The 22,846-nt window shown below is 48.2% G+C and carries 13 protein-coding genes; 5 read left to right on the top strand and 8 right to left on the bottom strand.

Annotated elements, in window-relative coordinates; all coding sequences use genetic code 11:
• Positions 1 to 70 precede the first annotated feature (70 nt).
• From G8768_RS21270 to G8768_RS07470, 3 genes are all read right to left on the bottom strand, one after another.
• Positions 71 to 2,404, bottom strand: a complete 2,334-nt coding sequence (locus tag G8768_RS21270) for an esterase-like activity of phytase family protein (RefSeq protein WP_166849107.1) — start codon at positions 2,402 to 2,404, stop codon at positions 71 to 73.
• Between the two features lie 36 nt (positions 2,405 to 2,440).
• Positions 2,441 to 3,088 carry an outer membrane beta-barrel protein gene (locus G8768_RS07475; RefSeq protein WP_341800985.1) on the bottom strand — a complete coding sequence of 216 codons (648 nt, stop codon included), beginning with the start codon at positions 3,086 to 3,088 and terminating at the stop codon, positions 2,441 to 2,443.
• A gap of 319 nt (positions 3,089 to 3,407) precedes the next feature.
• The gene (locus tag G8768_RS07470; RefSeq protein WP_166849112.1) at positions 3,408 to 4,553 is read right to left on the bottom strand and encodes an acyl-CoA dehydrogenase family protein; all 1,146 of its coding nucleotides are present in this window, start codon (positions 4,551 to 4,553) and stop codon (positions 3,408 to 3,410) included.
• 257 nt (positions 4,554 to 4,810) lie between these two features.
• On the opposite strand from G8768_RS07470, the gene G8768_RS07465 reads away from it, so the two are divergent.
• Positions 4,811 to 5,536, top strand: coding sequence for a TetR/AcrR family transcriptional regulator (locus tag G8768_RS07465; protein WP_166849115.1), 726 nt, complete (start codon positions 4,811 to 4,813; stop codon positions 5,534 to 5,536).
• A 32-nt stretch (positions 5,537 to 5,568) separates the two neighbouring features.
• On the opposite strand, the gene G8768_RS07460 is transcribed toward G8768_RS07465, so the two are convergent.
• The 3 genes from G8768_RS07460 to G8768_RS07450 all read right to left on the bottom strand — a co-directional run bounded on the left by G8768_RS07460 (position 5,569) and on the right by G8768_RS07450 (position 16,953).
• Positions 5,569 to 5,754, bottom strand: coding sequence for an RNA polymerase sigma factor region1.1 domain-containing protein (locus G8768_RS07460; protein ID WP_166849118.1), 186 nt, complete (start codon positions 5,752 to 5,754; stop codon positions 5,569 to 5,571).
• A 205-nt stretch (positions 5,755 to 5,959) separates the two neighbouring features.
• Positions 5,960 to 15,415, bottom strand: coding sequence for a retention module-containing protein (locus G8768_RS07455; RefSeq protein WP_167202741.1), 9,456 nt, complete (start codon positions 15,413 to 15,415; stop codon positions 5,960 to 5,962).
• Positions 15,416 to 16,083: 668 nt separating this feature from the next.
• Positions 16,084 to 16,953 carry a LysR family transcriptional regulator gene (locus tag G8768_RS07450; RefSeq protein WP_166849124.1) on the bottom strand — a complete coding sequence of 290 codons (870 nt, stop codon included), beginning with the start codon at positions 16,951 to 16,953 and terminating at the stop codon, positions 16,084 to 16,086.
• Between the two features lie 143 nt (positions 16,954 to 17,096).
• Between G8768_RS07450 and G8768_RS07445 the strand changes: the two genes are divergently transcribed.
• Complete coding sequence (locus G8768_RS07445; RefSeq protein ID WP_167202732.1) at positions 17,097 to 17,852, top strand: hypothetical protein; 756 nt, start codon at positions 17,097 to 17,099, stop codon at positions 17,850 to 17,852.
• Between the two features lie 78 nt (positions 17,853 to 17,930).
• Here G8768_RS07445 and panB read toward each other — a convergent pair whose 3' ends face one another.
• Positions 17,931 to 18,737 carry a 3-methyl-2-oxobutanoate hydroxymethyltransferase gene (gene panB, locus G8768_RS07440; RefSeq protein WP_166849131.1) on the bottom strand — a complete coding sequence of 269 codons (807 nt, stop codon included), beginning with the start codon at positions 18,735 to 18,737 and terminating at the stop codon, positions 17,931 to 17,933.
• Positions 18,738 to 18,869: 132 nt separating this feature from the next.
• Here panB and G8768_RS07435 point away from each other — a divergent pair, with 132 nt between their 5' ends.
• Both G8768_RS07435 and G8768_RS07430 read left to right on the top strand, forming a co-directional pair.
• Positions 18,870 to 19,760 carry a LysR family transcriptional regulator gene (locus tag G8768_RS07435; protein WP_166849137.1) on the top strand — a complete coding sequence of 297 codons (891 nt, stop codon included), beginning with the start codon at positions 18,870 to 18,872 and terminating at the stop codon, positions 19,758 to 19,760.
• 120 nt (positions 19,761 to 19,880) lie between these two features.
• On the top strand, positions 19,881 to 20,345 hold the full coding sequence (locus tag G8768_RS07430; protein WP_166849140.1) for a GNAT family N-acetyltransferase: 465 nt from the start codon (positions 19,881 to 19,883) through the stop codon (positions 20,343 to 20,345).
• Positions 20,346 to 20,405: 60 nt separating this feature from the next.
• On the opposite strand, the gene G8768_RS07425 is transcribed toward G8768_RS07430, so the two are convergent.
• Entirely contained in the window at positions 20,406 to 21,203 is a 798-nt protein-coding gene (locus G8768_RS07425) for a hypothetical protein (protein ID WP_166849142.1), read from the bottom strand.
• Between the two features lie 549 nt (positions 21,204 to 21,752).
• On the opposite strand from G8768_RS07425, the gene G8768_RS07420 reads away from it, so the two are divergent.
• Entirely contained in the window at positions 21,753 to 22,805 is a 1,053-nt protein-coding gene (locus tag G8768_RS07420) for an energy transducer TonB (RefSeq protein ID WP_166849144.1), read from the top strand.
• Positions 22,806 to 22,846 lie beyond the last annotated feature (41 nt).

Genomic DNA, 22,846 nt, shown 5'->3' with positions numbered 1-22,846 from the left:
CGACGTCATCAAGCGACAATAGGAAATGCCCTGGAGCTGCAACCTAGTGCTGCTCCAGGTCTAAACATCATTAATTGAATGCCGAATCCTGTTGGCCAAGGCGCAGAAACTGGGTTTCACCAACCGCATCATCCAAACCATCATTATCGGTAATCAGGTAAACTTCACCGTCTGCTCCCACGGCCAGACCTTCAACCTTGTCGGGTACCCAGCCGTTTGCGGCCTTCATATCGGGCAACACATCACGAGCCAGAGATTTTTCCAATACAGGGTAAGCAAGACCCGTATCTTTCGCGGCATCGAGATCGACCGTGTAGATTCGTTTGATCGCAGCCGAATCGCCTTGCTGATTATCGCGTTCTAAAATTGCGAAGCGTCCATCATCCAATGCCACCATATCGGCCAAGCCCACCCAGCCGGTCACAGGGGTATCCAGCGGGTAGTAAACAAAACTCCACTCACCGGAAGCCGGCATGAAGCTGGCTATTTTTACCATGCCATCCGGATCGCCTTCCCACTCACGTTGAACCGCCACGTGAACTTTTTCATTGGCTCCCGTACCGGTAACGGTGACGCCCTCAAAACCGAATTTTTTCTGCTGGGCCTGAATCGCCTCTGGAAGTTTGTATTCCTCTTTAATGGCGCCCTCAGCGGAAGTCAGAATCAGCAGATTATTACTGCTGCCCGGTTTTCCTTCAGAAACTAACCAGAAGTCACCGCTGGCACTCTGAGTAATGCCTTCCAAATCGTAAGCAACGGCTTGGCCGGATTTTTTCAGCGTTGCGCGAGACGTAATTTTCGCTGGCTCCTGAGCCGCATCAATGGTGTAAATGTAAGACTGCTTCATCACACTATCGCTCACGCTGTACAGTGTTTTAGCGTCGTTACGATCAGCAACCAAACCGGACAGCCCCGCCCAGCCAATTAATTCGTCGTTCCCCGCGGAGGTAATCTGCGGGTAATTGGAACTGTCACTCAACTCGTAAGCCGTTAACATCGAACGGAAACCTTCACCGGCATCGTCTTTCTCCGATGCCACCAGGAACGCGTTACGGCCGGGAACCGCCAACAAACCTTCAGGGCCAACACCGGTAGGCAACATTTGCAGATACTCCGGTTTGGTCGGATCTTTTACTGTGTAAACCGCTATAAAGTTACCGCGCTCGGAGCCCACAAAGAGATAATTGCGACCATTGATAATGGCTGAAGTAACACCTTCCGGTTCAACGCCTTTCTTGGCCGCACGCTTCTCTGGCAAGTGGCCATTTTCAATGGCTTTGTTTTCGAGATCTGTGGCCGCTTCGTATTTCACGCCGCCAGGGATATCAAAAATGGTGAAACTTCGGCTACCGCCCAGGTAATCCCCTTCGTTGGCCGTAACCACATACATATCACTTAGCCAACTGACGGCATCGGGTTCGCGCAACACGCCCAGCAAGTCGTCGATAGGATCGATCAAACCGTTTTTGGTTGCGTCAACATTCGTTAGATCGACAGAGCCGGCATCATAGTGCTGCAGGATTTTGGATTGCTCCAAATCCACCAACACCATGCCATTGTTTTCCTGCAAGCTCACGGCGGCCAAATTGCCGTGATTAATTGCAACATATTCGGGCTCGGGGTCATCACTGTCTGGAATCGCCAATCCTTCCAAACTCATATCGCTGACACTCCAGGCAGCAGGTTGGCCATTCATATCAACAATGGCCAAGTAGCCCGCCGGGTATTGCGGTAAACCGCCCAGTTCACCGCCCAACTCATTACACTTGTCTTCGTCGTCATGGGCTTCGTCAATTAAACCGCCATCACCATCGGCACAAGCCTCTTCATCACGTTCATTCTCGACCGCAACCGCAGCGTAGTTCCCTTTCGGGCTGATCGCGATAGAATCCGGCTGACCTGAGATTTCCAGAGTGCGAACCACTGTCGGGCTCAAGATATCACTGATATCCACTACCACAATCTGGCCTGAAGTATTTTTATAATTTTCAGAGGTATTCACCACCACCAATGCATATTGCCCTTTTACAGCAACCGATGTCGGCTCACCATCCAACGCCAAAAAACCTTTGGCAACAGGTGCGCTCAGGTCTGTGATGTCAACAAACCCCAAGCGCTCCATTTGGCTGTCGGTGTACAGAACTGTATTGCCATCGGGGCTGACGGCGATAATCTCGGCTGAGGTTTCGGTTTCCGGAGCTTCATCCGCAGCTAAATTTTGATAAATTGCGAAGGTCGACTTACGCTGAAAATATTGTTTGGTCTGATTTTCTCGCTCGCTGCCATACAGCGCATCTTTCACAGAGTTATTAATCAGATCCGATAATGAATTCGCCATTAGCGGTGCAGCAACAGTGCTGGCCAGAATCGCTACGGGTAAAATTGATTTGCGAAATAGTTTCACGGGAATATCCTTTCTAGTCTGCACAGTAACGATGGTTTAGAATCTCATCTCCAAACCGACAGTGGTTAAATCAAAGTCTCTGGATTCCAGATCCTCAGCACTCAAACGCTCCCAATCCAAACGCACAGAAAGTGTGTCTGTTAGTTGATAGGAGGCGCCCACACCAAAACTGAAATCTTCGCCGCTGTAATCGCGAGCTGTGCGAGCATTGCTGCTTGGGAAGTTCACTTGATTGATAAACTCGGTTTCCCAGGAAAAAATGCCAACCCTGGCATTCACACGAAACGCTTCACTAAGATTCAAACCGCCAATCAAACTGAAATTGAATCCGGTAACATCAGTTTGCGTATTGATTTCACCAGGGAACGGAAAAGTAACGGTAGTATCCGCTGTGAGGCGACCTAAATCGATATAGGCCAATTCCACCGCAAGATTGTCGACAATCTGATAACCCGCAAAGATCTTGGCAGCCGTATCGGATTCACGAGTTTTTACGGAACCTGTCAAGCCCAGATCACTTAATTCCTGCTCGACACCTTGGACCCTGTACTCCCCATTTGCTGAGCCGATGGCAACACCACCATAAAACCCACTGTCATCTGCTTGTGCGACAGCCATGTTGAGCGCCGCTATTGCAGTTACAAGTCCCAGTACAGGCTTGCTAATTCCTTTCTTGTTTTTCACCGAAATCCTCCAAGATAAAATCCTGATTGTTTTATGCTGAGTAATTTCGGCGTAACACTAGCAGCGCATTGTTACGCTTACACAACGCCAAGGTTTCAGAAAAAAGTCAGAAATGTTTCGGGAGAAACTATTTTGATCAGCTTGGGCAATTACCACACAAAAGAACTAGTACTTTTGTGTGGAATTCAACCATTGACAACATTCAAAATGCATTCAATGACATTCGTTGACCGCAAGATATTGGACAAATAATGGAAGGGGAACGGGAAGGATAAACAGCGTTACTGGCACAAAGCATTCCAGCAACGCCATTGATTGTTCAGGGATGGGTTCCCATCAACTTGGACAATACCGCCAACATGGTTTCATCGGAACCGCCTCCAATTGCGGCCGCACGAATGTCTCTGTACACGCGCGCGACAAAGTTATCCCACATAAAGCCCATCCCCCCCCAATACTGAAGACAGTCATTGGGGATGGTTTGCGTCAGTTTGCCGAGTTTAAATTTGGCTATGGTTGCTAAACGCGTCACATCTTCACCATGCATTATCTTTTCCACAGCGTCGTAACAGAGCGAACGTAATAACTCTACCTCGGCTTGCAACTCCGCCAAATGATAGTGAATGGATTGATTATGCAGTACCGGCGCACCAAAAATATGCCGATCACGGGTGTATTCAATGGTTTTATCAATGCAGTTTTCAAAGACTTTTAAACAACTCAAGGCACACCAAAGCCGCTCTTCCTGAAACTGCTGCATTTGATAAAAGAAACCTTTACCCTCGTCCCCGATGCGGTGCCGAACTGGCACTTTAACATTGTCAAAAAATATTTGAGCTGTATCGGAGGCGTGCATGCCCAGTTTTTCGAGAGGTTTTGAAAAGCTGATTCCCGGCGTATCGCTCGGCACAATAATCAGTGATTTGTTTTTATGAACCGGCCCTTCCGAAGTATTGGCCAGCAAACAAATAAAATCCGATTGCGTGGAATTGGTGATCCACATTTTTGTGCCATTAATCACATAATCATCAGCCTGCTGTTTGGCCTGGGTTTTTAATTGAGCCACATCTGAACCCGCGCTGGGCTCGCTCACCGCAATGCAGGCCACACGCTCTCCTGCGATGGCGGGTGCCAGAAATTCCTGTTTCAGTTCATGACTACCAAAGTTGGTCAACGCCGGTGTTGCCATGGTGGTATGGACCCCAAGGCCCAGTGGGGAACTCATGTGATCGGCACGACCTATTTCTTCAGCAAAGATAGCCTGAAAGCTGTAATCCAGGCCAAGGCCACCATACTCTTCGGGTTTATTAATGCCCAAGAGGCCCAGCTCCGCCGCTTTTTTGTAGAGCACCCTGGCCGGAAATATACCGTCCTTCTCCCAGTCATCTACATGGGGGTTAATTTCATCCCGGACAAAGCGCTGTACGGTTTCTCTGAGCTGCTCATGCTCTGCGGTAAAAATCATCGGCCCTCTCCTGCTTGGCAACCACTCTTATGTCATGGATGACATGATTGCATTTCGTCTATGGAACAACCCACAGGAATACAATCGTTAGTTGCTTTATATTAGCTGCTGCATAACAATAATTGAGTAATGCAACAATATATTGAAGCATTGCTCAGGGTCAAGTAAGCTCTACCCCAACACGCCAAGCTGCTGCGGTTTACGCCAAAAAGCAAGCGAATTACGCACCACAGACTGAACTCAAAGCCAGGTAAGATATGAACAGCCGTAGCTCCAAGCCTCTAAGCCGTCAACAAGAGAGAGGGCAGAAAATATTGCAAGCTGCCACTCAGCTGTTCTCTGAACAGGGTTATCACCACAGCAGCACTCGACAAATCGCTAAAGCCGCTGGTGTTTCTGAAGGTACGGTATTCAACTATTTTGAAAGTAAAAATGCCCTGCTCGAAGAGATCATCAAAGGTTTCTATGAACGACTGACCGAAACAGCTCAGGACGGGCTGCACGAGAGGCACAACAGCCTCGATCAGTTTAATTTCCTCGCGAAAAACCATATTCGCATGATTGCCGCGGACAACTTTCTCTTAATGCGTCTTCTCGCCGTCTATTTCAGCGAACATTTTAATTTCTACCTGGACTACCAAAACTCCAGCATTTTTAAGCACAGCAAAAGCTATACCCGCCTCTTCGATCGCATCATCCGAGAAGGTATCGCCCGCAAAGAACTGCGCAAAGACATCAAACTCAGCGCGATGCGGGATTTGTTCTTTGGTAGTATGGAATACGGCGTACGAAGTTTACTCGCCCAATTGGAACCCGGGGAAAATCAATTGAGTGATCGCAAGCTCAGGCAGTATGCAAAGACGCTATGCCAACCAATTTGGGAGAGCATGAAAGTGAGAGGCCATGAACACCAGAACCGTCGAGAGCTGGAAATTTGTGAAAGATTGGAGCGTGTTGCTGAGCGCTTGGAAGGCCACTTATAAAGTTTGATGATAGGCCCAGAGTTAAGCGGCGTTTAGTCTTTGCCCTTACCTCGGACTTTAACACCGGAATCTCTCAACATCTCAATAAGTACATTGATATGCTCTATTGAAAGCCCCTCGCGCTCCATAACGTCCATAAGTTCTTCATAGTCCAGACATTCATTTTTTCTGGTTAACTCAAATAACTCTGGAATACTGTCCATATATAACAGGTCCAATAATTGTGTGTTCTAGACGATAATTTACTCAGGCTTCATCAATCAACTGCCGAACCATAGATTTGTGATCATTCAAAAAGCGTTTTGTCATAATGCAGTATTCAGTTCCTGAATACAGGGTGTTTTGACGGCCTGGCACAAGAGGCAATAAAAAGCCGGGGAAACTCGCTGTTTCTCCGGCTAATTACTTGTGATTATAGGGCAATTAAAACAGCGCTATCTCATCCTGCATAATCGCATTGTTGATGGCTGATTCATGCACATAAAAATCATACACATCATTCGCCGCCTGTTCAGCGGGATCCACCTCCTGAATCTGACGTTGAGCCGCAGTTTCCATGGTGCTGTCGGTCAACCATTGTTCCAGGCTTTCCGGTGCAAGGCTCTCCAGAATATCACCAAACTCCAGGCTGACCGGAACTTCAAAGTTCTGCATATCGATCGATTGCAGCGCCAGTTGAGGAATCTCAAAATCTTGCATGAAGCCCTGTTCGCTAAACAATGAGGCCGAAGGCGTCATCAGGCCATCCAGGCTTGAAGCCATTACAAGGCTTTCATCCTCGCTGGCTGTTTGTGGGTCTCCTCGAACAATTCTCAATGGGCTACTGCCGCTGCTTTCTCTCACCACATTGAATGTCAACATGGCGTTATTTGGATCTTGCGCACCAGGATCGCTGTTAATCGACACATCGCCATCCGTATCGTGCAAACGGAAACCAAAATATTCGCTCACGTTATTTGTGATTTGATAGTTGGCATCGTAAGAATAATCCCCTGACACCATATCAACCGTCAGCGTTGCGCCAAGAGCCGTGGTGATCACCAGATTTTGTCCATTGGTAACAGCACCGGTACTGGTATTTGTGATCTGATCCGTAATTCGATTGTAACGGTAAAGCACATCGTCGCTGGTATCGTTGGGGGTATCGCGTCGATCGATAAACTCCAGAATAACACCGCCATCGGCACCAAACTGGCCACCCAGGTTGCCTAGCAAATTGCCCTGCACCTGAGGAATTTCGACTGTGCTTTGCAATGCATCGTCGAGGTCATTCAGATCGTCCACCTGAATGGCATTTTTATCGCTGCCATTCTCACCGTCATAAGCTATGGGATTCAGACTGGCCAGACTTGGGCCCGGGCCCATACCAAATGAGAACGCATCGACATCATTGTTATTCAGAAAGGTAATCCACGCGCTTTCTTCCGCCGCTTGAATACCGAAATCGAGATGGCCTGGATTGCTGCCCTGGGTCACGATGGGGGAATTCGCCAGCACAGAAGTATTACCATCTGCCGCAGTTGGTTCACCATCGGACAAGAAGTACAAAACGTTTTTCGCATTGGGCAACATATTACCGTTGTTCGCGGAATCAAAGGCGGTTTGTGCAAGTGCCAACGCACCATCGTAGTTGGTCCAGCCCCCTGCTGTTAACGCATCCACATCATCTTTGGCTGTCGATGAACTTTGCCAATAAGGCAGTTCAATATCGGCCGAGGTATCGAAGGTGATAACCGTTACTCTCACATCGCCATTCGCTTCATAGGTATCAATCAATCGATTAATGGCATCCTTCGCCAACGCAAGATTGCTGCCGGCCATACTTCCTGAAATGTCCAGAACAATCATTAGATTGGTTTGTGCGGGAGGCACATCAATCTGGCGAGTGACATCTTCAACCTGAGGAGAGTCATCCTCGACAGAAACAGTGAAGTTACTGTTGGCAACCGGGTTCACGCCATCATCAACTGTGATGCCAAATTGCAGGTCCAGAACATCTTCCTGATCTACACCAGGGTGATCAATAGCGCGCTCAAAGGTCACCGTGTAATCCATGCTGTGGCTGCCAGCGCTGCTGCTTAAACTTCCTAAAACCACCGTGGCAACGTTTACAGGCGTACCTCCATCGTTATAGCTGCCTGTTAATGTTCCACTGCCACTGTCATAACTCCAGGTAACCGCATTGCCGCCCGAGGTAACACCGCTGGGCCCGGTCAACGTAAAGCTGAAGGGATTATTATCGCCAGCATCATCAAAACTGATGCTACCCGTTGCGGTGGCAGAATCGGTAGTGTCACTAGGACTGCCGACGTTATCCGGCAGCCCATCCGGAGCAATACCCTCTTCTGAAACGGTGGCGGCAGTAACTTGCAAATTGTTGGGAGCTTCATCGTTATCGAGAATAGTCCCCAATCCGGTATCAACAATATTGCTGCCATTACTCACCAGTTCTGCGCGCAGGGTAAAGTTTTCATCGGGTTCATCAATGGTATCCGCAACCGTATCGGTGCGAACCTGAATTAACTGATCACCACCAGCCGGCAAGTCAACAATACCGTTCGCAGGCACTGTCAACCAAGGGCCGCTATCACCCAGACGATACTCAAATAGAGTCGCATTAAAATCCGCAGGGCTGTCAGCAGTGCCGGAAATCAGCGAGAGCTCAACCTGGCTATTCGGTGCAGCATCACCAACAACAACGGCAAAGATCGCGTTATCACCTTCATCTACCGTAACATCACCTGTTCCCGTATTGGGCTGACCGACATTAATGGTTGGAGTATTAATATCGTTAATAAAGCCGTTACCCACATCGCTGACATTAGTACCGTTGCTATTCAGATCTGCAGTCAGAGTGAAGTTTTCGGTTGGCTCATCCAAATCATCGGTGAGCGTGTTAGTGCGAACATCTAACGTTTGATTTCCACCATTGGTTAAAGTGATTTGTCCGTTGGCTGGCACGTCGATCCAGGTACTGCTGCCAGCTTCACGATATTGGAATTGGCCGTCGTTGTAGTCCAGTGGGCTTCCAGCAGTACCGTCCGTTAATGTAAGCGTTAGCGTTGAGCCTGCCGCTGCGCTACCAACAACTACACCGAATACAGCATCTACACCTTCATCGACCGTAACATCACCCGTGCCAGTATTTGGCTGGCCAACGTTTACAGTCGGCGTATTCAAATCATTAATAAAACCGTTGCCCACGTCACTAACGTTAGTGCCGTTGCTGTTTAAATCAGCAGTCAATGTGAAGCTTTCGGTTGGCTCATCCAGATCATCGGTGAGCGTGTTAGTGCGAACATCTAACGTTTGATTACCACCGTTGGTTAAAGTGATTTGCCCATTGGCAGGCACATCAATCCAAGTGCTGGTACCGGCTTCGCGGTACTGGAATTGGCCGTCGTTGTAATCTAGCGGACTCCCGGCGGTGCCATCGGTTAGTGTTAAAGTCAAAGTTGAACCCGCTGCCGCGCTACCAACAACCACACCGAATACGGCATCTACGCCTTCATCAACCGTGACATCACCCGTGCCGGTGTTGGGCTGGCCAACGTTTACAGTCGGCGTATTCAAATCATTAATAAAACCGTTGCCGACATCGCTGACGTTAGTGCCGTTGCTATTTAAATCGGCAGTTAGGGTGAAGCTTTCGGTTGGCTCATCCAGATCATCGGTGAGCGTGTTAGTGCGAACATCTAACGTTTGATTACCACCGTTGGTTAAAGTGATTTGCCCATTGGCAGGCACATCGATCCAAGTGCTGGTACCGGCTTCGCGATATTGGAATTGGCCGTCGTTGTAATCCAGTGGGCTTCCGGCGGTGCCATCGGTCAACGTGAGCGTTAAGGTTGAACCCGCAGCGGCACTACCGACCACAACGCCGAATACCGCATCTACGCCTTCATCAACCGTGACATCACCGGTGCCGGTATTTGGCTGACCAACGTTTACGGTTGGGGTATTCAAATCGTTAATAAATCCATTACCGACATCGCTAACGTTAGTGCCGTTGCTGTTTAAATCGGCGGTTAGGGTGAAGCTTTCGGTTGGCTCATCCAAATCATCGGTGAGCGTGTTAGTGCGAACATCTAACGTTTGATTTCCACCGTTGCTTAAGGTGATTTGCCCATTGGCAGGCACATCGATCCAAGTGCTGGTACCGGCTTCGCGATATTGGAATTGGCCGTCGTTGTAATCCAGCGGACTTCCGGCAGTGCCATCGGTTAGCGTTAAAGTCAGAGTTGAACCCGCTGCCGCGCTACCGACCACCACGCCAAACACTGCATCTACGCCTTCATCAACCGTGACATCACCCGTGCCAGTATTTGGCTGACCAACGTTTACGGTTGGGGTATTTAGATCGTTAATAAATCCGTTACCGACATCGCTGACATTAGTACCGTTGCTGTTTAAATCGGCGGTTAATGTGAAGCTTTCGGTTGGTTCATCAAGAGCATCAACCAAGGTGTTGGTTCTTACGTCGAGGGTTTGATCGCCACCATTCGTTAAGGTGATTTGCCCATTGGCAGGCACATCGATCCAAGTGCTGGTACCGGCTTCGCGATATTGGAATTGGCCGTCGTTGTAATCCAGCGGACTTCCGGCGGTGCCATCGGTTAGTGTTAAAGTCAAAGTTGAACCCGCTGCCGCGCTACCAACAACCACACCGAATACCGCATCTACGCCTTCATCAACCGTGACATCACCGGTGCCGGTATTTGGCTGACCAACGTTTACGGTTGGGGTATTCAAATCGTTAATAAATCCATTACCGACATCGCTAACGTTAGTGCCGTTGCTGTTTAAATCGGCGGTTAATGTGAAGCTTTCGGTTGGTTCATCAAGAGCATCAACCAAGGTATTGGTTCGTACATCAAGCGTCTGGTTGCCGCCGTTGGTTAAGGTGATTTGTCCGTTGGCTGGCACGTCGATCCAGGTACTGGTACCGGCTTCGCGGTACTGGAATTGGCCATCGTTGTAATCCAGTGGGCTTCCGGCGCTGCCATCCGTCAACGTGAGCGTTAACGTTGAGCCTGCCGCTGCACTACCGACCACAACACCGAATACCGCATCCACACCTTCATCGACTGTAACGTCGCCTGTACCGGTATTGGGTTGGCCAACATTTACGGTTGGGGTATTCAAATCATTAATAAAACCGTTGCCGACATCGCTGACATTAGTACCGTTGCTGTTTAAATCAGCAGTTAATGTGAAACTCTCGGTTGGCTCATCCAATGCATCGACCAAGGTGTTGGTTCTTACGTCGAGGGTTTGATCGCCACCATTCGTTAAGGTGATTTGCCCATTGGCTGGCACATCGATCCAGGTGCTGGTACCGGCTTCGCGATATTGGAATTGGCCGTCGTTGTAATCCAGTGGGCTTCCGGCGGTGCCATCGGTCAACGTGAGCGTTAAGGTTGAACCCGCAGCGGCACTACCGACCACAACGCCGAATACCGCATCCACGCCTTCATCGACTGTAACGTCGCCTGTACCGGTATTGGGTTGGCCAACGTTTACAGTCGGCGTATTCAAATCATTAATAAAACCGTTGCCGACATCGCTGACGTTAGTGCCGTTGCTGTTTAAATCGGCGGTTAACGTGAAGCTTTCGGTTGACTCATCCAGAGCATCAACCAAGGTGTTGGTTCTTACGTCGAGGGTTTGATTACCGCCGTTGGTTAAAGTGATTTGTCCGTTGGCTGGCACGTCGATCCAGGTGCTTGTGCCGGCTTCGCGGTATTGAAATTGGCCATCGTTGTAATCCAGCGGACTTCCGGCGGTGCCATCGGTTAGCGTCAGGGTGAGTATTGCACCAGTAGCAGCGTTACCAACAACCACACCGAACACAGCATCGATACCCTCATCTACTGTGACGTCACCCGTACCGGTATTGGGCTGCCCTACATTAACAGTTGGGGTATTGGTATCGTTAATAAATCCGTTACCCACATCGCTGACATTGCTACCGGCGCTGTTTAAATCGGCCGTTAACGTAAAGCTTTCGGTTGGCTCGTCCAGTGCATCAACCAAGGTATTGGTTCTTACATCGAGGATTTGATTGCCGCCGTTGCCTAAGGTGATTTGTCCGTTGGCAGGCACATCGATCCAGGTACTTGTACCGGCTTCGCGGTACTGGAATTGACCATCGTTATAATCCAGTGGACTGCCCGCTGTGCCATCGGTTAGCGTCAGGGTGAGTATTGCACCAGCAGCGGCGTTACCAACCACAACACCGAACACGGCATCGACACCCTCATCTACTGTGACGTCACCCGTACCGGTATTGGGCTGCCCCACATTAACAGTTGGGGTATTGGTATCGTTAATAAATCCATTACCCACATCGCTAACGTTGGTGCCGTTGCTGTTTAAATCAGCGTTTAGTGTAAAACGTTCAGTAGGTTCATCCAGATTGTCGGTCAAGGTGTTGGTTCTAACGTCGAGCGTTTGATTACCACCACCGGTTAATGTGATTTGTCCATTGGCAGGCACATCGATCCAGGTGCTAGTACCAGCTTCACGATATTGAAATTGGCCATCGTTGTAATCTAAGGGACTGTTGGCGGTATCATCGGTAAGCGTTAAGGTAAGCACGGAGCCCACCGCGGCATTACCAACCACAACACCGAAAACCGCGTCATCGCCTTCGTCCACAGTGACATCACCCGTGCCCGTATTAGGCTGACCAACATTGACCGTCGGCGTATTGATATCGGTGATAAACCCCTGAGCCGAACCATTGGCAATGGCTCCATTACTGTTGAGTTCGGCAGCGAGACTCAGATTTTCCAAATTTTCATCCAGTGCATCGATAACCGTATTGGTTTGCACGAAGATTGTTTGATTGCCACCAGTTGGTAGATTAATAACCCCACCCGCAGGAACATCTTGCCAGGGATCACTGACCGACAAACGATATTGATACAGGCCGGTGTTGAAATCGACACCTTGCACAGCCGCATCGGCGCCCTGACCATCGTTCAGACTCAAAGTCACAGTGCTATTGGCCGCAGCATTTTGCACCTGGACCTGAAATTCTATATTCACCCCTTCATTAACTGTCTGCCCTGCCACAGCCACATTGGGAACATCACCATCCAGAATGGTGGCTTGGGCAGAATCGTTCACGACATCGCTGCCACTGCTCAAGCTCACGGAGAGATCAAATACTTCGCTGTTTTCATCCAGATTATCAATGACGGTGTCAGTACGCAGCAAAATTAGCGGGCTGCCACCGGAAGGTAAATTAACATCGCCACTGGCTGGCAAACTCTGCCAGCTTGCGCCATTGTCCAAACTGTATTCCAACAGACTGGCATTGTAATCCGCTGGGGCATTGGCAGCGTTTGCACCCGTACCATCCTGCAAACTCAGATTGATAACACTGTTCGCTTCGGCGTTACTGACCTGAATCGAAAAGACCGCGTTATCACCTTCACTCACCGTAATATCATCAACGACGACATTAACCTGATAATTAACCGTTACCTGGGCGCTCGCCGCCAAACCATCATTATCGTTTACAGAATAAGTAATGGGGTTGGGATTGCCGACAAAACCCACTTCAGGGGTAAAAGTTATAGTGCCATTAGGCTGCACTTGCCAAACACCCTGACCGCTGACATCCAGAGTTTTTCCATTACCGGGGGCACCGCTGATGACGACGCTGCTCGCGACCAGAAAGCCATCGGGATCACTGTCGTTACTGAGCACGGAAATGGTTACCGTACTGCCTGGCGTTGCGCTGCTCACCACATCAGAAACCGCAATCGGCGGAACCAGGGGATCGATTACCGTCAGGTTCAGATCTGAATCGACAACATTCAAACTGTCTGTAACGGTATAACTGATTGATGGAACGGTACCGGCAAAACCCGGCAAAGGCACAAAAGTATACGTACCGGAAGCTGCTATGGTAATGGAGCCAATTCCAGAAATGATCGCGGTATCGCCAGGCTGGTATTGTGTGGTATCACCGGGAATTGAAAATGAGGCTACCGAAGCGTCCTCAGGACCGTCAGGATTGCTGCTGTTATCAAGTACATTGCCGGAAATTGTGGCGCCCTGTAAACCGCTTGCGGATTCATCATTGTCCGCGAGTGTATTCGCCGCATCCACATTAATAGTGAGTGTTGCACTTTCCGTGCTGCCATCGGCATCGCTAAGCACATACGTAAAAATGTCTTCACCAAACACACCAGGGTTGGCCGTGTAGGTATAGCTGCCATCCGCCTGTAAAATAAGTGTGCCTTTATCACTGCTGACCGCAACACCGACACCACCGGATGCTGTCGCTTGGTCACCCGCTGCCACAGAAGCCACAAAGCCTGGATCATCAGCGCCCACAACGTCGGCCACACCATCGGTGCTATTACTGTCGCCAGATGGAATATCAATTCCCGTCAACACATTACCGGTAGCCTGTAAGCTCCCATCAATACTGTCGCTTTGGGAATTGGCGATTGGGGAATCATCAATGATTCGAATTTGCAAATTGGCCGACGCATCATCGGCGGCATTGCCATCGTTATCACTGACTGAGACTGAGAAATTTTCCGTTACCGGACCTGCACTGTGATCGACAGCATCGTTTAGTCGATAGTTGTAAGTAATTTCGGTATCGGTAACCGAAGTGATTTCCAAAACACCAAAATTGCCATTCACCGTTGAAGTTTGCAAAACGCCATTGACTGCAACGACAACACCACCAATGGTAACGGTGCCTTCATCATCGCCTTGAAAATAACGGATACTACCGGAAGTTTCTTCACGAGGATCACTGTTATTTCCGCCATCGCCATCGGACAGTTCACCCGTACCATCCGTAAGTGCCGCTTCAAAAACCGCAGTGCCCAATGCTTGAGCCTGCGCATTGCCTTCCGGCGTATCGGGGTTATCGTCGTTATTGGGAACTTGTAAATCCGGCGTTGCATCAATGGCAATGCTCAATGTTGCCGTAGATAAATCATCGTCGTTATCAACGATGGTGTAGGTGAACACATCGGTACCGGTTGCCGTACGATTCGGTGTGTAGGTATAGCTGCCGTCGCTATTTAACACTAAGGTACCGCGATCAGATTCCAGCGTTACACCCACACCGCTGCCATCGTTTAACGGGGTTTGGGTATCACCAAGAGCGACACCCACAACAATAATATCGCCAAAGCCGTTCGGGCCGGAGTCATCCACATTACCATCTAAGGTATTCGCATCACCGCCGCTATCAATACCGGTCACAACATTACCGGTAGCAACACTTAAGCTGCTTACCTCATCATTATCATCCGCCGCTTCTGGCGCGGTATCCGTAATGCCATTTTCCGGGGTTCCATCGGCAAGACCATTGCCAAAGGTACCGGTACCAAAACCTGCGGTGGGAATGGTTTCATCGCCGGTTAATTCAAAACGCACACCCGTGCCAACGGAGCTGCCATTGCCTCCGCCACCCGTGCCTGGACCCGCCGCCGTTGCGGGTAACAATTCTTCAAGATTCAGGCCCTGCGCCAGCCCTTCTTCCAGTTTTGCAAAATCAATTTCTTCGATCGCCTCGGCCACTTGTTGAACGCTATCGTCTTGCAGCAAACGTATCATTGCGGCATCAATTTTCGCGCTCTGCTCATGGCCGAGTGTTAACAAAGAACCGTTTGAAAAACGAATAACAACAGCGGCATCCACACCCGTTTTAATGGTGTCGCCGATTGCAACGAGATCATTATTATTTAAAGTTTGCGAGGATTGTTCACCGGAACGCTGTATTGAAACATCGCCCTTTAAACCGATAACCTGAGCATCTGCAGATACCTCATAGGCCGGTCCGGTAGAGCCTTCCTGTGCAGAAAGAAAGCTTGTGCTCGTGCTGTTGTTTTCCACCATGTCCAAATCCTGTAGTCCAAGGAGCAATATCCATCGCTCAATATTTATCTAGCCAAAGCAATTGCCTGCTCGGCTTTAATAAACCCATGGTCTCTAAGCGGGCTTTGCCCGTAGATCTCGGAATACAGCTGGTGCTTTCAACATTTCACGGTGTTTGATAAAACAGCGCCTCCAATCCATTTAGAAGCTCTCAAACACTTCGAATACATCATTGATAGAAACTACTCGTTATTCTCCACCAATTCCCTTTATTCTTATGTTTTCAGTCTTACGACTTAAGAAACAAATACGAGTATAGGTCGAATCGACCAATACCTTCGCTTTATTTTCTGTGAATCCTCTCACACTATACAGCCCCATTTTGATAACTGCGTCACAATTTCTGTTTGACAGGGTTATCACTGATATGGAAGCCGCGCACGCCTTTATTGCATGTTCTGTCAGCAATAATGCCCACAAGCCAGAGGAGAAAGAAATTTCATTTGCTTACATGACTCAGAAAATCCACGCCAAACAAGGCTTTAGGCGACGTTAATTGACTGGGCTATTTTTGATGGGATATATAAAAATAAGAGAAAGTCACGAAATAGTGTGATTCTGACAGCCTATTTCAACTGACGAATGGTCAACTCGGAACAGAAAACCCCAGAAAAAAGCGTGAGGTAAATTCAGGGCTGCTTGCCCTCAATCAGGCTTTTCTTTTTCAACAGGGCCTCGCACAGAAACTGCATCAGCGCCTTAATCCTTGGGGTTTCGCGCAGGTCAGGGTGAATCAAAACCCATAAATCCGTTAAATGAACTGTCGGCATATCATTGAGACGCACTAAATCTTTACAGGGATCTGCCATGTAACATGCCCCTCGGCTTAAGCCATACGCAGCCAATAACAATTGATGCCGCATCAAAATATCGTCGGAACGTATACCGATTCGAGCATTGGGGTAAGGAGAATCTTTAATCCATTGAGGATTCTGCTCATCCGCATCCCGCCCAATCCATTGATAGTGTTCACTGGCGGTGTTTTTCAAGTAGTCCACATGGCCATAGTAATGTAATTTTACCGAAGCCACCCGGCGTCCCACCAAATACTCCGGGGGTTTATCCGTGCCACGAATAACAATGTCCGCTTCAGCTCGTTCGAGGTTTCGCATTTCGAACGACGAATTGATATTGAGCTGAATTTTCGGATAGCGCATCGAAAATTCTTTTAATTCTTCAATCAATAATGTCTGGGCTATGGGCGGCGGGACCGACAAATTAATAGGCCCGGCCATATCATCGTTCTGTCCACGCTGCTTTCGCTCTACGGATTCACTCAAACTTTCAATTTGCAAAGCCGTATTCACAAACTCAAGCCCAAGCGCGGTCACCTGATAGCCGTCCAGGGTGCGTTCGAATAAATGGCCCAGTTGATGCTGCATCACCACCAGGCGGCGAGAGACCGTGGAGTGATTTACCCCAAGCAAATCAGCGGCACCCCGTAAAGTCTGCGTGCGGTGTAATGCCAGTATTAAGCGATAGTCATCCCAATTTTTCATTGGTGCAATTTTTGCACCAGCCCTACCTAAAGTAAAGCCAAGACAATCCACATAACAGCCTCTATGGTCTAGGCAAACCAACCCATAGAGGACGCAATCACATGCCAGCACTCCCCAAAATCACCCTATCACTGCAAAGTAAATTGAATCTTCTGTTGTCAGCAACACTGATAAACCTGTTCAGCCCTGCTCATGCAGAGAACAGTGAAAAAGCTGCTGAAGCATTGCACATGTCTTTTGCAAAAGGGCAGGTTTTTTCAGTCATCATTCCTGTGGCCAATAATACGCCGGATGGAAAAGCCGCACGCAAACGTTATTTCGATGCGTCTTTTCCACTTGCCAGCCAGCTTGGTCTGAAACGAGAAGGACAAATAAAGATTAAGGGCAGCTCGGCAAAGAACTTCAAACCTAAAGTCATGGCATTTTATTCATGGCCCAACCAGGCCTCGGAAAATCAACTTAGCGCGAGACCGGAGTGGCCTGAGATAAAATCTCTACGCCCAAAAGCCTGGGATGCTTTAAACATTTACAGTAAGGAATTGGAAAAAGATCTCATCCTGAATTTTACACCCGGCAAGCACTACAGCCTGGCGATGGCCTGGGTCAACGAGAAAAACCCAAATGACTACTACCAATATCTAAACAATATTAAACCGGCCGTAAAAGCAGCAGGCGGACGCTTTATCTACAAAATGAATGCACCAGCTTATGAAGCCCACGGCATCCATAAAAAAGCCCCCAACAACAGCCAAAGTGCCGCCCCCAGTCAGCTCACGTTTGTAGAATGGGATAACGAAAACGGACTAAAAGCATTTCGCGCTTCAGAACATTACAAACAAAACGCTCACCTGATTCGATCCGGCACCCATCAATTCCGTTTTTTTAGAATGAGTCTTTAAATCAGACCTGAAAATAACATAAACGAACATGCCAAGGCCTATTTGGAAATCGTTTTTGGCATGTTCGATCGGCATTAGTTAATAGCTGTAAGAAGCATCTGGAAAGGTTTCAGCCCTAACCTCATTGGCAAAGGTTTTCGCAGCATCTTCAATCAAGTTGCGCACAGCGCAATACTCCTTGTTAAATCGCATGGGCGCTTCACTTTGATTTAGGCCGATCAGATCATTAATCACCAGGACCTGGCCACTGCAATCCGTGCCAGCACCGATACCAATGGTGGGAATCGAAAGCGCCTCTGTAATCTCAGCGGCCAGTTCCGCAGGAATGGCTTCCAATACCAGAGCAAACGCACCAGCAGCCTCGACCGCCCTGGCATCCTCGAGCAGCTTTTTTGCGGCAGCTGAACTTTTTCCCTGAACTTTATTTCCGCCCATGGCGTGATAGGACTGTGGCGTTAAGCCAAGATGTGCCATCACCGGAATTCCGGCCTGGCTTATCTTTTCGATACTGGCGCAAACTTCTTCACCACCTTCCAATTTTACTGCCGAGACTTTGGCATCTTTAACCAGGGTAATCGCCGCTTCCAAAGCATCACTGGCGCCTTGCTGATAGGTGCCAAACGGCAAATCGGCCACAACCAACGCTCGCTGCGCTCCCTGCTTGACCATCGCGGCATGGTAACTCATTTGCTCCAGAGTAACGCCGAGTGTGGTCTCACCACCCTGCACAACACAACCCAGCGTGTCGCCCACCAAAAGAATATCTACATGGGGATCAAGCAAGCGCGCCATGGTGTAATCGTAGGCCGTCAGCATGACCAGCTTCTTGCTGTCTTTCATGGCTTGCAAACGGGGTACGGTCATTTTTTCGATAGATTCAGGCATAAGGTTCTCTCACATCTCGGTGGACAAGGTGCGCAGATTGCCCCATGCTTATATCAAAGTAAATTCTATATAATTGTTTGGCTACAAAAGCTTAAGCTTTTATCTAAAAGCCATCGATATTGAGATCGAAATATGACCCTCGATGACTTGAAAGTGTTTGTCGCAGCCTGTGAGCACAAGAACCTGAGCGCGGTCGCCAGGCAGATGCAATGTACCCAACCGGCGGTGAGTCAGCACATCGTTCGCCTCGAAAAAGAGCTGGGGGTTAGCCTGCTGGAACGTCGAGCAAGAGGTGTAGAACCCACCCAGGCAGGCCAATTGTTCTATGAGCATGTCCTTGAGGGATTGGACAGTATTACCCTGGGCGTACGACAGCTTGAACAACTGGTGGCCGGGGAAATGGGCTCCCTCGGCATTACCACTGGTGGTACTACCATCAAACACTTTATGAGTAACACCGTGGTCGCCTTTCGCGAGCGCTACCCGAGCGTCAAGCTCCACTTCCAGTCCGCAAACACTCACCGCCGCTGCATTGAGGCCCTACGCAATGAACAGGTCGATCTCGCCTTTGTTACCATGGGAGAAGCCATCAAAGGCATTGAGCAACGCCCTTTTGTGGAAATGCCCTGGGTCTTGGTTGTCCCCAGGCAGGATAAACTGGCGACCAATAAACGCATCCACGCAAAACAACTCAAAAACATTTCCTATATCGGCCTGAAAGAATCCTCCACCTCACAAAACCAACTCACCCAACAGCTGCAAGACAAAGGGGTTTACTGCCAGGCCATAACCACCGTAGACGATTGGGACACAGCGATTCAATTTGTTGAAATGGGACTCGGCTACGCGATCACTCCAGAGCGCCATGCCGATAACCTGCAAAAACAACACAACGTTGCCTACTTGCCGATTACCGACCTACCTCCCGTCGTATTTGGTTGGGCCTCCCGGCGCTGGAAATCGCTACCGAAAATCGCAGAAGATTTTGTAAACTTGTTTGAGGACGTCAATAGAAAAAAATAGATTTCAAGACGTCAAACTTTCAGTTTGTCACGAGAGTACCACAGGAGCTGTGAGAAGGTTTACGGGTTGGGCTTCGCATAGATACAATGAAATAAATCTCGATCATGTTAAAAAAGACCAATGAATATCGAACCCCTGGCTGATCATAAACACTTGATTCCGGAAATCGCTGAACTACATCAAAGCGAATGGGAACATTTGAATCCCGCCGTTACTATTGAGAAAAGAATCGCCTCAATAAACCGGGCGGCCACACCCCAGGGTATTCCATCGATATTTATTGCGCTGGAAGATTCTGAGTTTTGTGGCTCCGCAGCCTTGGTCCAACAGGATTTGGAGACACACCCGGAACTTTCCCCGTGGTTAGCCGCGGTATATGTAAAAGAAAATTGGCGTAAGCAAGGCATTGCAACATCCCTGGTTCAGCATTGTGAACGCGAAGCCCAGTTGGCGGGTATCAAGAAGCTCTACCTCTATACAGAGTTTGCTACTCAGCTATACGCCAGCCTTGGCTGGAAGGTTTTAGAGCGTCTTACTCATAGGGGAATAGAGATTGATCTGATGTGTAAGGATTTTGGTTCTTAAGGTGTTTCTGTTCCAGAAGCCATTAGTTAAAAACAGGCTTCCGGTTTTCTGCGATTAACTTTACTCGCTTCGACTTGCAGGCTCTTCATCACTGCCACTTACAAACCTCAACTCCTGATTAACCGCATTTTCCATCACAACGGTTGGCGCATCGCCTTCACTGGGAAAATTGATAATGTAATTCATCAATTGATGATCAAGCTGATCTTCCATATGGCTGACGACAGAAGTGTTTGAATACTCTTCCTGCTCATTGATAGAGCTCAGGATTTTCTCGGATATAGTATCGGCATTGTAACTTTCGTCATTTCCATAAATACGAACCTGCCCAATACACATGTTTTCGGTACAGGCGAAATCGTCATACAGAATGGTGGCGTTTTGAATCTCATTGTTCAGGTTTCTGAAGCCCTCTTCCAGTGAGGCTTCATACATCACTGTATTAGGTGAAGACTCGGCATGAAAATCCAACTGAGACACCAGATTGGAAAAACCTTCGGAATCAACGATCACATGTACGGCCGTACGAGCGCGAACCGCTCCGCCACTTTTATCCAAGAGCAAACCTTCAATATCCGCCTGCACATCACGACTTGATATCGCAGGTGACGGCATAGATGGATTGTTATTGGAGCTTTGAGGCTGGGTTTGTGTATTTGATTGAGAAGACGATGTTGAATCTACCGTAAGTTCACCAACGGTACGAGGCGGCCTGACATCTCTTTTGGCAATATCTAAACCTGCTGGCTCGACCAGTGTTGCCACCCCAGCTTTACTTGAGTCGGGCATCATATAGACGTAGTAAGCGGCGGCGCACAGGCCGATAACCAAAACAGAAAACAGGGCAAAGCGATTCATGTCGATAAAGCCTTACTTACATGCCATGTGAGGAACGGGGAAACAAAGCACCCGCTAGAAAGAGAAGCCTGGCGTCTTAATCGTATCTTTTAACTTTCTGACGGTAGTGGTTACCCAACCACCCTCAGAGTCTTTCACGCCATACTTGCCCGTAGGCAGAAGCACGAGAACACAATCGTTCTGGCAACGGTAAACAACCTCATACTCATCACTCAAAGGAGCAACAATCGAACTGGTAGCCACAGCCAGGCTACAGATCAGCGCCAATGCGGCTCCAAGCAAGTATGTTGAGAGTTTCTTTACCACGATAGCTGCTCTTTGAAATAGAGATAGTTAAACAATAGAGTGTAGTTTACATTAAGTCTATGAAATATAGGTAGTTAGAGCCCGAAGCTTATATCAATTTGACCTTATTTGGCACATATTACAACATTTAGATACCTTTCAAACCTAAGCCCACACAATCATCAAATCCCCCTCAGTATCACTTACTTGTTAGAATTCGGATCCTTGTGTTGTAATACCAACCGATTTTACAAGGATTGTAGTATGCGCAGCCTTATCCCATTAAGCACACTTGCCCTCCAAATTGCCCTAATCTCGCTTTCAAACGCACAAGCCCCAGCCAAGGGATTTGGGCTTACTGACTCTGGCTTCACGCAAGCAGAGATTGTCCGCAAATCAACACCACGGTATCCGCGAGCAGAATTGCTGGCCGGAATCGAAGGATGGGTAGTGTTTAGCGTGATCATTGATGAGCAAGGCAATGTGAAAGAACCAATACTGATTGATTCATCTGGAAATCGAAATTTTGAAATGTATGCCAAAATGGCGGCCAGAAAGGTGAAATATACACCTGCTACTCAAAATGGACATTCTATTGCAAGTAGTGACAATGAATTAATTATAAACTTCAAAATTAGGAAAAAGCATCAGAAGGCTTACAAGGGTTTTCTGAGTCGTTATCATGATATCCACCAAAATATTATTAGTGGAGAGCTAGAAGCCGCCTCCTACTCCATCAAAGAATTAGAATCGAAACATACCAGCAACCGTTATGAAATTGCCTGGTTGCACATGTTGAAATCGATTTACTATCAAAAGATTGGGGATACTGGAGAGTATATAAAACAACTTAAAGGCGCTGTCATATATGGAAATCAAGGACTCCCAAAATCAATTTTATCGAATGCTCTCATTAGCTTGTACTACGCACAAGCCAAAAATAATCTGATTGCCGATGCCTTCAAGACAAGCAAACTGATTGACCAGCTTGCTGAAAACAGCACCGAGAAATCAAAGGCGCTTGAGCATAAAGTACAACTAGAGAAAGCCATCTTCAAACACCCTCAATTCTCTATAAGGGGCTCAATTTCAACAAGCGAAGCCCCCTGGATTCACAATCTATACCGAAGAACCATTGGCATAGAGACTTTAAGCGGAAAGCTGGATCGCCTTGAAATACGCTGCTCAAATAAAACTCAAACTATTAATCTAAATAAAGAATTCAGCCTATTTAAACTGCCTTCTGATTGGAAAAATTGTACGGCGTTTATATACGGAGAAAGCTCAAGCGAACTCATACTGTTAGAGCAGCTCTAAGATTCCTACCCACTACAAAACGCCAATGGATTCAGGATGAA

The sequence above is a fragment of the Pseudoteredinibacter isoporae genome, from assembly GCF_011602085.1.
Lineage (GTDB): Bacteria > Pseudomonadota > Gammaproteobacteria > Pseudomonadales > Cellvibrionaceae > Pseudoteredinibacter > Pseudoteredinibacter isoporae.
This window is presented reverse-complemented; position numbering and strand designations above follow the sequence as displayed.

What these genes read in the sequence shown, in the direction of transcription:
- G8768_RS07470 (WP_166849112.1), bottom strand. Translation starts at nt 4,553, where the DNA reads ATGATTTTTACCGCAGAGCATGAGCAGCTCAGAGAAACCGTACAGCGC.
- G8768_RS07465 (WP_166849115.1), top strand. Translation starts at nt 4,811, where the DNA reads ATGAACAGCCGTAGCTCCAAGCCTCTAAGCCGTCAACAAGAGAGAGGG.
- G8768_RS07455 (WP_167202741.1), bottom strand. Translation starts at nt 15,415, where the DNA reads ATGGTGGAAAACAACAGCACGAGCACAAGCTTTCTTTCTGCACAGGAA.
- G8768_RS07450 (WP_166849124.1), bottom strand. Translation starts at nt 16,953, where the DNA reads ATGAAAAATTGGGATGACTATCGCTTAATACTGGCATTACACCGCACG.
- panB (WP_166849131.1), bottom strand. Translation starts at nt 18,737, where the DNA reads ATGCCTGAATCTATCGAAAAAATGACCGTACCCCGTTTGCAAGCCATG.
- G8768_RS07435 (WP_166849137.1), top strand. Translation starts at nt 18,870, where the DNA reads ATGACCCTCGATGACTTGAAAGTGTTTGTCGCAGCCTGTGAGCACAAG.
- G8768_RS07430 (WP_166849140.1), top strand. Translation starts at nt 19,881, where the DNA reads ATGAATATCGAACCCCTGGCTGATCATAAACACTTGATTCCGGAAATC.
- G8768_RS07425 (WP_166849142.1), bottom strand. Translation starts at nt 21,203, where the DNA reads ATGAATCGCTTTGCCCTGTTTTCTGTTTTGGTTATCGGCCTGTGCGCC.
- G8768_RS07420 (WP_166849144.1), top strand. Translation starts at nt 21,753, where the DNA reads ATGCGCAGCCTTATCCCATTAAGCACACTTGCCCTCCAAATTGCCCTA.